The 11864-nt window shown below is 62.2% G+C and carries 12 protein-coding genes and 1 pseudogene; all 13 read left to right on the forward strand.

The genetic code is table 11. The features are described 5' to 3' along the window. Positions 1-2 precede the first annotated feature (2 nt). Positions 3-1493 (forward strand): annotated as a pseudogene (locus FFS45_RS33715) (ComEC/Rec2 family competence protein); the annotation flags it as partial. Between the two features lie 212 nt (positions 1494-1705). Beyond that, on the forward strand, positions 1706-2167 hold the full coding sequence (locus tag FFS45_RS33720; RefSeq protein ID WP_137958967.1) for a phage tail assembly chaperone: 462 nt from the start codon (positions 1706-1708) through the stop codon (positions 2165-2167). A gap of 92 nt (positions 2168-2259) precedes the next feature. After that, positions 2260-3429: a phage tail sheath family protein gene (locus tag FFS45_RS33725; RefSeq protein ID WP_137958968.1), complete on the forward strand. Its 1170-nt coding sequence runs from the start codon at positions 2260-2262 to the stop codon at positions 3427-3429. A gap of 10 nt (positions 3430-3439) precedes the next feature. After that, on the forward strand, positions 3440-3943 hold the full coding sequence (locus FFS45_RS33730) for a phage major tail tube protein (protein ID WP_137958969.1): 504 nt from the start codon (positions 3440-3442) through the stop codon (positions 3941-3943). 113 nt (positions 3944-4056) lie between these two features. Beyond that, on the forward strand, positions 4057-4380 hold the full coding sequence (locus FFS45_RS33735; RefSeq protein WP_137958970.1) for a phage tail assembly protein: 324 nt from the start codon (positions 4057-4059) through the stop codon (positions 4378-4380). Positions 4381-4489: 109 nt separating this feature from the next. Continuing rightward, complete coding sequence (locus FFS45_RS33740; protein WP_137958971.1) at positions 4490-6931, forward strand: phage tail tape measure protein; 2442 nt, start codon at positions 4490-4492, stop codon at positions 6929-6931. Between the two features lie 20 nt (positions 6932-6951). Next, a complete protein-coding gene (locus tag FFS45_RS33745) occupies positions 6952-7833 on the forward strand; it encodes a phage tail protein (protein WP_137958972.1) in 882 nt (293 codons plus the stop codon). Next, entirely contained in the window at positions 7808-8014 is a 207-nt protein-coding gene (locus FFS45_RS33750; RefSeq protein ID WP_137958973.1) for a tail protein X, read from the forward strand. The genes FFS45_RS33745 and FFS45_RS33750 overlap by 26 nt, the downstream gene beginning before the upstream one ends. A gap of 25 nt (positions 8015-8039) precedes the next feature. Continuing rightward, positions 8040-9092, forward strand: coding sequence for a contractile injection system protein, VgrG/Pvc8 family (locus FFS45_RS33755; protein ID WP_137958974.1), 1053 nt, complete (start codon positions 8040-8042; stop codon positions 9090-9092). Between the two features lie 64 nt (positions 9093-9156). Beyond that, on the forward strand, positions 9157-9606 hold the full coding sequence (locus FFS45_RS33760) for a hypothetical protein (protein WP_137958975.1): 450 nt from the start codon (positions 9157-9159) through the stop codon (positions 9604-9606). Then, a complete protein-coding gene (locus FFS45_RS33765) occupies positions 9603-10154 on the forward strand; it encodes a glycosyl hydrolase 108 family protein (RefSeq protein ID WP_137958976.1) in 552 nt (183 codons plus the stop codon). The genes FFS45_RS33760 and FFS45_RS33765 overlap by 4 nt, the downstream gene beginning before the upstream one ends. After that, on the forward strand, positions 10151-10783 hold the full coding sequence (locus FFS45_RS33770) for a hypothetical protein (protein ID WP_137958977.1): 633 nt from the start codon (positions 10151-10153) through the stop codon (positions 10781-10783). Before FFS45_RS33765 ends, FFS45_RS33770 begins: the two co-directional genes overlap by 4 nt. A 161-nt stretch (positions 10784-10944) precedes the next feature. Beyond that, the gene (locus FFS45_RS33775) at positions 10945-11733 is read left to right on the forward strand and encodes a DNA adenine methylase (protein ID WP_137958978.1); all 789 of its coding nucleotides are present in this window, start codon (positions 10945-10947) and stop codon (positions 11731-11733) included. The last annotated feature ends 131 nt before the right edge of the window (positions 11734-11864 follow it).

Below are 11864 nucleotides of genomic sequence, written 5' to 3' on the forward strand. Positions count from 1 at the left end.
GCATGCGGGCGGTGTGGTGTGGTTTTGCGTTAGGGGTAATCGTCTTGCAGCAGCAAGCGGCGTTGCCTTTGCGGCGCGAGTGGCTGGGGTTGTGTTTCGCGTTGATTGCCGCGTCTGGTTGGGCTATCTGGAGCTTCGAGGGTTTGCGGAGTTTCCGGGGCTTATGGAGCTTAGGGGAATTAGGGGGCTTCCGGCGCTTCCGGTGCTTCCGGTACTTCCGGTATTTGCGCGCGCGGCGAGGCCGCCACACGCCTGACTCCCGGTTTGCGTTGCAGCTCGACGCACGTATTGCCAGCGGCTGGTGCGCGCTATGGCTGGCTGCTGCCTGTGCGGGCTTCGGATACGCGGCATGGCGGGCTGAACTTCGGCTGGCCGTGAGCTTGCCCACCGCGTGGGAGGGACGCGACCTCGAAGTGGAGGGCGCCATCCGAGGCCTGCCGACACACGACGACAAGGGCGCACGTTTCCTGTTCGATGTGGACTCTGTCGATGCGCCGATCGCCCGTTTTCCCCGCACGATCCAGTTGTCCTGGATCGATCAGAAGGGACCGCTGCCGCCGTTGCTGGAACCAGGTGCGCGGTGGCGCCTGACGGTGCGGCTCAAGCGTCCGCACAGCAACGCCAATTACGGCGTACGCGACGCGGAGGCCGGCTTGCTGGCGCGCAATGTCCGGGCGACCGGTTATGTCAGCACCCCTGCCACAGCACGGCGTCTCGAAGGCTATGCGAGCGGTTTGGCAGTCAGCGTGGACCGCTGGCGCGCTGCGCTGCGTGCGCGTATCGATGCCGTGCTGGCCGGCGCGCCACATCGCGGCATCGTCGTGGCGCTTGCGGTCGGCGCGCAGGACGAGGTCAGCGCCGCTGACTGGATGCTGATGCGCGCAACCGGCACGAGCCACCTGGTGGCTATTTCGGGGCTGCACATCGGCTTCGTCGCTGGCCTTGCGGGATGGCTGGCCGGTGCGCTGTGGCGACGCTCGTGTTTCGTCGGTCGCCATTGGCCGCTGCGGATTCCCGCGCAGCAGGTCGCCGTCACTGCAGGCGTGTTGTTTGCCGCGCTGCACGCAGCGCTCGCCGGATTCAACGTGCCGGCGCAGCGGGCGTTGTGGATGGCCGGCGTGGTGGCGCTTGCGTTTGTCAGCGGACGCAGCGCGGGGCCGTCGTGGGTGCTGGCCTGGGCGCTCGGCCTCGTGTTGCTGCTCGACCCCTGGACGCCGGTTTCGGCAGGGTTCTGGCTGTCGTTTTGCGCGGTGGCGGCGATCCTGTTTGCGGTGTCGGGCCGGCCGCGCGTGCGTGATGAGGCCGATCCGGATCCAGAGCCTGATACGCCGCCGGCCGGCTCGCCGGTTAAGCGCCTGGTCGAGCGCATGTTTGCAGCGTTGCGCGCGCGCAGCCTGGCTTTACTCGAGCGTATGCGCAGTGCAGCGCAGGTCCAGTTCGCGGTGACCGTCGCACTTGCGCCGCTGACCGTCTACTGGTTCTCGCAGATTCCTACACAACATCGCAGACAGGCGATGTTGGCGTGACCTACCCAATTGCATTTCCAAGCGGCGCAACGGCGCTTGTTATTGGCAACAACTCACAGTCCGCGCTGGGCGGCGTCGGGACATCGTATTCATCGCGGACCGGTTTCAACGCCGGCGGATGGGTAACGGGTGGCCGCACGCCTATCGCGTGTTCCTACATTGCTACAGGGTTCTAGATCATGGGTCAGAAATACGCCGCATATGATGAACAGCGCACTATCGTTGCCTTCTACGATGACGCTATCAGCCCCGCGCCGAAAGGTGCGCAGGTAATCAAACTCAATGACGCGCAATATCGCGGTCTGCTGACTGGCCAGGGAGAAGGTAAGCGCATGGCGGTCGACGAAAATGGCCTGCCCGTCCTGCTCGACCCGGCACCCCTCTCGCCCGACCAGCTCGCCGACGCGAAGCGGGCAGAGCGCGACGCGGCGCTGTCTGCAACGGACTGGCTGATTGCCCGTCATCAGGACGAGACGTTCGCCGGCCGCGGCACGACGCTGACCGCTGACCAGCTCGCCGGGCTGCTCGCGTACCGCAAGACCTTGCGCGATCTGCCGGTCACCGATGGCTGGCCAAACGTTGACCTGCCCTTGCGGCCTGACTTCGTGACCTCGCAGGACAGTACCTCGTCGACCAGCTGACCACTCGCTGTCGCGTCACCCGCCAAACATGTTTTCAGCCGCCCTCGTTGTCCAGGGGCGGCTTTTCTTTTGCCGTTTCCCAGGAGACTTACATGGGTGCAACATCGTTTTTTCATGGCGTCACGGTCTCGCTGGTCGACTCCGGACCACGTACCATTGCCGTGCCGAGCTCGTCGATCGTCGGCATGGTCAACACGTATACACCGGGCGCGGACCGGGCCGCACCGAACGTGCCGACACAGCTTACGAGCTATCGCGAAGCCGTTGCAGCGTTCGGCGAGGGCAGCGCGATTGCGCAGGCCGCGCGTGCGATCTACGCGCAGAGCAAGGCCGTGATTGTTGCGACGGGTGTCGCTGCCGGCGGCGAGGCTGCCGCGCTTACCTCTGCGATCATCGGTGGCGTGAGTGCCGGCGGCGCCCGCACCGGCCTGCAGTCGCTGCTCGACGCAAAGTCGAAGTACAACGTGCAGCCGCGCCTGCTACTCGCACCGGGCTTCTCTGCGACTCAGGCAGTCGCGACAGCAATGGATTCGCTGGCAGGCAAGCTGCGCGCGATCGGCATCATTGACGGGCCGAACACCGACGACGAGGCGGCGATTGCCTATGCGGCGAACTTCGGCAGCAAGCGGCTGTATATGGTCGATCCTGGCGCGACGTACTGGGACACGACCGCGAACGCTGACGTCGCTGCACCCGCCTCGTCGTATGCGGCGGGCCTCTTCTGCCAGACGGACGGGAACATAGGCTTCTGGGCGTCGCCATCGAACAAGGAACTCACGGACATCACCGGGACGAAGCGACCGATCGAGTTTCTCGACGGCGACGAGACGTGTCGCGCGAACCTGCTCAATAACGCGAATATCGCCACGATTATCCGCGACGGCGGCTATCGTCTGTGGGGAAATCGCACATTGTCGAGCGATCCGAAATGGGCATTCGTTACGCGTGTGCGCACGCTCGATATCGTCATGGATGCCGTGCTCGCGGGGCATAAGTGGGCGGTCGACCGCGGCATTACCGCTACCTACGTAGACGACGTCACGAAGGGCTTGCAGGCGTTCATGCGCGACCTCAAGAAGCAGGGCGCGTTGATCAACTTCGAGGTCTACGCCGACCCGGAGCTCAACACGGCTTCGCAGCTCGAGCAAGGCAAGGTCTACTGGAACATCCGCTTCACCGATGTGCCGCCCGCTGAAAACCCCATCTTCCGCTTCGAGATCACAAACCAGTGGCTCACCGAAGTGCTCGATACCCACTCATGAGAGGTAATGCGTGATTCCGGAAACACTATCAAATTACAACCTGTACGTCGACGGCAAGGGCTTCGCCGGCCTGTCGACCTCAGTGACGCTGCCCAAGCTCAAGATCAAGACCGACGAGCATCGCGGCGGCGGCATGGATGCGCCCGTGAAGATGGACCTCGGTATGGAAGCCATGGAGGCCTCCTTTGCGATGGCGTCAATGACGCGCGAAGTTCTGGTTTTCTTCGGGCTTGCGGATACGACGGCGTTCAACGGTGTCTTTCGCGGCGCATTCAAGGACTTGCAGGGCAAGACGAAGGCGGTGGCCGCAACGTTGCGCGGCATGCTGTCCGAGATCGATCCGGGTGACTGGAAGCCCGGTGAGAAGGCGGAATCCAAATTCACCGTGTCGCTGACGTACTACAAGCTGGAGATCGACGGCGCGGCGGTGCATGAGATCGATCCGCTCGGCATGGTGCGCATCATCAACGGAGTCGACCAGCTCACGGAGATTCGCAAGGCAATAGGCATGTGATGTATGTGGGCGGCGTGTCGGTGACACATCGCGCTGCAAAGTAACTTTTCCCTGACAGGGTTTCATATCACGGCGGGCACGCGTTATCCGCCGTTTCCTTTTTTGAGGTGCTGATGGATACGGTAACGGTCAGGCTGGACTACCCAGCGACATTCGACGGCGTGACGCGCGACAGCATCACGCTACGTCGACCCAGGGTGCGCGACCAGCGCGCTGCACAGAAGCTCTATCCGGATGATCCTGCGGGTCAGGAGCTCGCGCTCTTTGCAGCGCTGGCGGAGGTCGCGCCGAACGACCTGGAGGGCATGGATCTTGGTGATTACAACCGCCTGCAGGATGCCTACTTTCGCTTTCGAGCCCCTCGCAAGGATCAGTCCGGCGACGCTGAAAAAGCTGGCGAAGCGCCTGGTGAACGAACTGCGGATGTCGCCGCGTGATGTCGACGAGTTGACGCTCGACGACGTGATCTGGTGGCTGACCGACTAACGGGCGTAGCGGGACTGAATCCGCAACCGGCGCTGCCGGTTGCATCGAATGAGGTGTGAGATGGCAAATGACATCGCACTGGGAATTGTCATCGGCGGTGTCGTGTCGTCGACATTCGGCAAGGCAATCACCGAGACGAGCTCGCGCATTGTCGGCCTGAAGAAGACGGCGAGCGACACAAGGCTCTGGCAGCGCACGATCGGCGACACGATCAAACTGCAGGATGAATTTCGCCGCCTGCATCAGGCGGGCGATTCGGCGGCCGACGGTATCCGTCGCAAGATCGACTCAAACCTGCGGTCCCTTCGCGAGGCCGGCGTTGAAGTCGACCGGCTTGACAGATCGTATCAGCGACTCGGGCGCACCGCGCGCGGACTTGACCTGAAGGCCGCTGGTCACGAACGCATTGCGGCAGGCCGCGAAGGGGTTCGAGGCACGATCGGCGACGCTGTGAAGTTTTCTGCTGCGGTCGCCGTACCGACTGCGATCTCGGCGGACTATCAGGCGATCATCCGCGACATTGCAATCAAGGCGGGCATCGCCCGCACTGAGCAGGAAGCGACGATGGGGCGTCGGATCCGTCGTGATGCCTCGGCGAACGGTATTGGCCGTAATGAGCTTGCCGACGCGGTGAACCAGATGGTTGCCGCCGGCATGGATGTGGACCGTGCGCTCGACTTCGCACCGCTGGCCGCGAAGTTTTCAATCGGCCAGGGTGCGACCACCGTTGAAACCGCTCGCATGATCCAGGCGCTGCAGCAGAACGCGCGGATTGCGGACCCGGCGCACATGAGCCGTGCATTCGAAGCCATCGCGTTCCTCGGCAAGGAGGGCTCGTTCGAGTCGGCCGATATGGCTCGCTGGTTTCCCGTGCTGCTTGCCGAAATGCAGAAGATCGGTATCACCGGGCAGGATTCGGTGACCCAGCTCGGCGCGATGCTGCAGGTTCAGATGAAGACGGCCGGCAATGCAGACGAAGCGGCGAACAACCTCAAAAACTGGTTTTCAAAGATCGGATCCAATGAAACCGCGAGCAACTATAAAAAGGCCGGCGTCGACTACGAAGCCAAAATGCGCGAAGCGATCGGCAAGGGCTGGTCGACGCTTGAGGCTTCCTTCGTTCTGGCGCGTGCGTACATCGAGCGCACCGATCCCGCGAAAGCGAAACAGCTTGCCGATGCAGCGAAGAGCATAAACGGGGAGTCGGATCCGGAGAAGCGCGAGGCTCAGATCGCCGCGTTTGAAGACACCATGAAAACCGGTGACCTCTTCAACGACATGCAGGTCAAGGCGGCGCTGACCGCCTATCTGCAGAATGCCGATTTATATCAGCGCCTGAAGAAGGAATCGGCGCAGGCCAATGGTGAGATCGTGAAGGATCTCGCCGACCGGCGCGATGCCTCGAAGCAGATCTGGAGCGAGGTCGGGCAGCAGTGGAATGATGCGATGCGCAGTATCGGCGACGCGCTGCGACCCGTTACCGATGCCGTGGGCCATGCAACCAAGGCAACCGGCGAGGGGCTCGCGAAGATTACCGATGCGGCTCCGAAGGCGACGATGGCCGTTGCCGGTGTAGCGGCTGGCTTCATTGCGTATCGCGGCGCAAAGTCGCTTTTCCAGATCGGGCGCGGAGCGCTCGACATCGCGCGGGGCTCGATCCTCGTCGGTCGCGGTCGTGCCGGCGCCGGGATCGGTGGCGCGGGCGGTGGCAAGGGCGGTCCGATGGGCCGGGTGATGGACGCGCTGGGTGGGGCTGCTGTCGGCGGCGTGCAACGCGTCTTCGTCGTCAACCTGCCGGGTGTCGGTGGCGCAGGCGGCGGTTTGGGTGGGGCGGCCGGTGCGATCGCGGGCGAACTCGGCGACGTTGCTGGCGGTGCCGGTCGCGCAGCAGGCAAGGGCGGTCGCTTCTCGCGCGTGCTGGGCGCTGCCCGTGGTCTGGTCGGTCGCGTCATGCCGTACGCGGGCAAGATTGCGGTGGCCGGCTCGGTGCTCAAGGTTGGTTTGGCGGCGACAAACGCCTATGCGGTCGCAACGAGCGACGATAACCGGGCCGAGAAAGCTCGGGGTTTTGGCGGTATAGCCGGCAGTCTCGCGGGTGGTGTGCTTGGTGCGAAAGCCGGTGCACTGGTTGGTGCGGTGGGTGGCCCGATTGGTATGGCGATCGGCGGCATCGTGGGTGGGGCGATCGGCACGTATGCTGGCGAAAAGGCACTGGGGGCCGCCGCAAAATGGGCGTTCTCCCGTGGCGATGCACAGCCTGCTGTCGATGCCGTTGCGAAAGCCAGGGCGCTGGAGAAGCCATCCGGGGCCGTCAAACCCGCCATGAAGGTCGATCAGCAAAACACCTTTGCGCCAGTCTTTCAAGTGGTGATGCAGGGGGAACCCAGTAGTGACGCGGCCGACCGCTTCCTCGCAAAGGTTTCGCCACAACTGCAACGCATGATGAAGGATCAGCTCGCGAAGAGCAATCGCTCGGCGATGTTTGATTCGCCTCATCTATAGCAGATACCAAAGGAAACGTTATGGACTTTGAAAGACAGATCACGCAGGCGGCGACGCAGGCGAGCATCGCGACGGAGCGCGTGCGAAGCATGAACCGTGTCTATGAGCGCAACCGGCCGGCCAGCGCGAATACCGTCGCCGTGTTGCAGAAGCTGGCGACGGGAAACCTCGATAGCGCTGCCGAGCTCCTGTCCGGCGCGAGCAGCGCGTTGTCGGTGGCGAGTGACGTGAACCCGAAGGTGGGCACCGTCGTGCGCAGCTTCAACGCCGTGCAGTCATCGGTCGGTAGCGTGCTGAAGATGGCGACGGCATCGGGCAATCCGGTGATCAGGTCGGCTGCCGAATCGGTGACCGGCGCGCTCGGCGACGTGCGCACGAAGTTCAACGCGTGGGCAGGGATCAGGGAGACGCCGGCACCGGGTTCGCTCGCGACTTCAACCGGTGCGGGGACGCTGTTCTCCGGCCTGCTTGACGGTGCCGCGACTGCAACCCCTCACCTGATGACGCTGAGCTCGGACAAGGGCGATACATTCCACTTCAATCTGTCGACCGCGGCTTTCGACAAGTTGCGTCGGATCACGAAATATAAGGTCGCCTCGCAGGAACGTCTAAACCGCCAGGAGGCGCTGCAGGCGGTCAGTCAGGGCGGCGAAACCATCACGCTGTCGGGCGTTGTGTTTGCAGCCTCTGGCGCTGGAGCTAAGCAACTCGATGCCTTGCGTGCGATCGGCGATCGCATGCTGCCAGTGCAATTGACAACCGGCTACGGCGAAGTGCTCGGTCGCTGGTATCTGCAGGCGGTCGAGGAGGAGCAGGAGGCGCTGATGTCGGACGGCGTCCCGCGCAAACAGACGTTTAGCCTGGAGTTTGGTCGCTATGGCGAAGATTATAAGAACGTCTGACGGCGACGTACTCGACGAGATCTGCTATGCGGTGTACGGCTCGGTGACCGGGATGGTTGAAGCCGTGTACGAAGCCAACCCGGGCCTTGCTGCGCGGGAACAGCCGTTCATGGCGGGCATCACGATCACGCTGCCGGATGTCGACGTGCCGCGTAGTGAACCGGTCCAACTGTGGACCTAGCGCGGCGTAAATCGGGAGGGCAGGTATGCAGGCTATTTTCCAGATCGTCGCCAATGGCGACGACATTACGAAGGTGATTGAGGATCGTGTGCTGCGCATCCATATGGTCGACAAGCCAGGGCTCGATGCCGATGAGTGTGAGATCGAGCTCGACGACCGGGATGGCAAGATCGAATTTCCGCCCAAGGGCGCGACGCTGAAAATCTCGCTTGGGTGGCAGGGGCAGGGCCTCGCCTTTCTCGGCGAATACACGATCGACGAGATTGCGCTCAGGGGGCCACCGGCATCGGTGATCATCCGCGGCCGCCCCTCGAACATGCGTGCGACGTCGAAGACGCATCGGTACGGTAGCTGGGAGAACGCGAAGCTGGCCGACATCGTTGGGGATGTCGCGCGGCGCAACGGGTGGGCGCCGGTGTGCGCGATCGACGTCACGGTGCCGCGAGCGGATCAGTTCGGCGAGAGCGACCTGCATTTCGTGACGCGCCTGTCGCGGCAACATGGGGCGACGGCGGCCGTGAAGGTTGGCAAGCTGATCGTCGCAGGTCGCGGTGCGGGAAAGAGTTCGAGTGGCTTGCCGCTTCCATCGATCACGCTCACACCGAACATGCTGCTCGACTACGAGATCACGTTTGCCGATCGGGCCAGCTTCGCTGCAGTTCGAACCAGGGTGCACGACGTGAAGACGGGCAAGAAAATCGATCTGGTCATTCCGAATCCCGATGCACCGAAGGGGGCGTCGGCGGTGCATACGGAGCGGCATGCCTTTGCGAGCCGGGAGGCGGCGAAAGCGGCGGCCGATGCACGGTTGCAGAAGCTCAACCACCACACTGCGAAGAGCTCGATGCTGATGCAGGGGCGAGCGGATTTTTCCGCCGAGAAGACCGTCAGCCTGAAGGGTTTCAAGAAAGAGGTGGATGGCGATTTCCTGATCGATTCGGTGACGCACGACTATGCCGGTCGTAGCTGGGAAACGCGGGTTGAACTGAACGCTGGCAACAAGGGCAAGGCGAAGGTCGGGCACGGGAAGAAGGCCGCGAAGGCAATCAATCTGGTCGTTCCGGCACCGCCGCACTGAGGTGATTACCGGACATGGAAGCGAACCGCCTACGGGCGGTTTTTTTATTGGAACGGACGGGACGATGGGTGAACAGCAGAACACCAGTCTGGCGGTGCAGATTGCACGTCTGGGCGAGCAGTTGCGCAGCGTCGCGGCGAGCCTTGAGGACATCAAGACTTCGGTGCAACCAGTCGCAGTACTTGATCGTGCGATTGCAGAGATGTCAATTCATAACCAGAACGCACGCAAGGACATCGAGCTTCTGTGGGGCCGGGTGGGCGAGGCGAAGAAGGAGCGTGACGCGCTGGAGGCACAGATCAGTGGCGTTGACGACGGCGTAGCTGCCATGCGGAACACGGCGAGAGGGGCGATGTGGGTGCTGGGGATCGTGTTTGGCATCGTTCAGACCTTCCTCGTGGGCTCAATCGTGTGGGTGTTCACCCATATCAACGAAGGCGACATCCTCAACCGGTTGCAGCAGCAGCGTATTGAGGTTCTGGAACAAAACGTGGCGAAAGGAACGAAGCAATGACACTGGACGAAAAGATTGATGCGTTGATCGGTCGCGAAGGCGGGTATTCGAACAATGCCGCCGATGCGGGCGGCGAAACGATGTGGGGTATTACCGTCGCCGTTGCCAGAGCGTTCGGCTATACCGGTGCGATGCGTGATATGCCGCGCGCGGTAGCCGTGCGGATCTACCGGAGCCGATACTGGCTGCAGCCCAGGTTCGATCTCGTCGACGACGTGTCGCCGGCTTTGGCCGACAGGCTTTTTGACATTGGCGTTAACACCGGGCAGGTGACAGGCGTGCGGTTCCTGCAGCGTGCGCTGAACGTTCTGAACCAGAACGCCCGGGCGTTCCCGGACATTGCCGTCGATGGCGGTATCGGTGCGATGACGATGTCCGCCTTGAAATCCTTCCTCGCTGTGCGCGGTGCGGACGGCCATCGGGTGCTGCTCGGCATGGTGGCAGCGCAACAGTCCGTCTATTACATCGAGTGCGCCGAAAAGCGCCCGGAGAACGAGACGTTCGAATACGGCTGGCAGCTCAATCGCGCATTGGGGGTGAGCGCATGATGGATGTCCTGAAAACGGTAGCGCCGTGGCTTGTCACGGCCCTGACGGGTGGCGTGCCGGGCATTGCGGCGATGGCCGCTTCCGCTATCGCAGCCAAGCTGGGTCTCGCCGATGGTTCGGTCGACGCGGTAAAGTCTGCCCTGACCGACCAGCAGACAACGCCCGAGCAACTACTCGTGCTGAAGCAGGCGGACGACGACTTCGCACTGAAGATGCGGCAGGCCGGTTTCTCGCATGTGGAGAACATGGCGGGCATACAGGTGCAGGCAGACCGGGTGGCTGCCGACGATCGGGCGAGCGCCCGCAACTTTGCGGCGGTCGAGCATGATCATACGGCGCGCAATCTTGCCTATATGTATACGGCCGCGCTGTTTGCGGTGATCGGTATGGAGTTCCTGCTCGCGGCGCAGCAGATCAAGATGGACGACAGCGTGATGCGAGCGCTCGACACGCTGTTCGGGATTTTGATCGCGATGGTGCTGGGCTCGAAGGAGTACTTCTTCGGATCGTCGTCGCGGGCGGACAAACAGGCCGCGGCGATCACCCAGTTCGCCGTGTCGCCGGATATCACGGTGAGCGCCGATAGCGCTCGTCTTGCGGGACCTGATTCCACGAAAAAGCAACTTTGACGGCGTACCTGCGTCAATGAAGAAACAGGGCGACCGGGTGGCGTGCTGTAACACGTCTCCCGGCCGCCTTTCCACTGCTTGTGCCAGTGAATCAGCCAAGGCCCTGCTACCTACCGGTAGGCGGGCCGGATTCTACACCAAGTTTAAAAACGGCTTTCACAATGGCAAATCCCATCATTCCATGGATCGGCGGCAAGCGCCGTCTCGCCGATCATCTGATTCCGCGTTTTCCTGCTCACGATTGCTATGTTGAGGTGTTCGCCGGTGGCGCAGCGCTGTACTTTCTGCGGCCACCGGCCAAGGTAGAGGTGATCAACGACATCAACGGCGAACTGGTGAACCTGTACCGGGTCGTGCAGCATCATCTTGAAGAGTTTGTTCGCCAGTTCAAGTGGGCGCTGACAAGCCGGCAAGTGTTCGAATGGCTTAAGGATACGGTCCCGGAAACCCTCACCGATATCCAGCGTGCGGCACGGTTCTACTACCTTCAGAAAAACTGCTTTGGCGGAAAGCTGGAAGGGCAGACGTTCGGGACAGCGACGACGACGCCACCGGGGCTTAACCTCTTGCGCATCGAGGAGGACCTGTCAGCGGCACACCTACGCCTGGCTAACACCTTCATTGAGCGACTCGACTGGGCGGCGTGCATCGACAAATACGACCGGCCGCACACGCTTTTTTATCTGGATCCGCCCTACTGGGAAACTGAAGGGTATGGGGTGCCGTTTGCATTCGACGAGTACGTGAAAATGGCACGGCGCCTGCAGACACTTAAAGGAAAGGCAATTGTCAGCCTGAACGATCATCCGGACGTCCGTCGGGCATTTGAAGGCTTTTATATTGAGACCGTGGACATTCATTACACCATCGGGGGCGGGAAGGGCATCGCCCGTAAGGAAATCGTCATTTATAGCTGGAATGAACTGGATGAGCCGGTGGGCCTGTTCTAATGTCAAGAGATGCTTGCGCGGCGTTGTTGCATAAATTGGCTGCTGCGCATCGGGGTGACGTTTACGCACAACAGACGGGACGGTACTGCTGTTAACTTCGTGTCGGAGTGCGTAGATTCTCGCCTTTTGGG

The sequence above is a fragment of the Burkholderia sp. 4M9327F10 genome (genome assembly GCF_005503145.1).
In the GTDB taxonomy this organism is placed as follows: Bacteria; Pseudomonadota; Gammaproteobacteria; order Burkholderiales; family Burkholderiaceae; genus Paraburkholderia.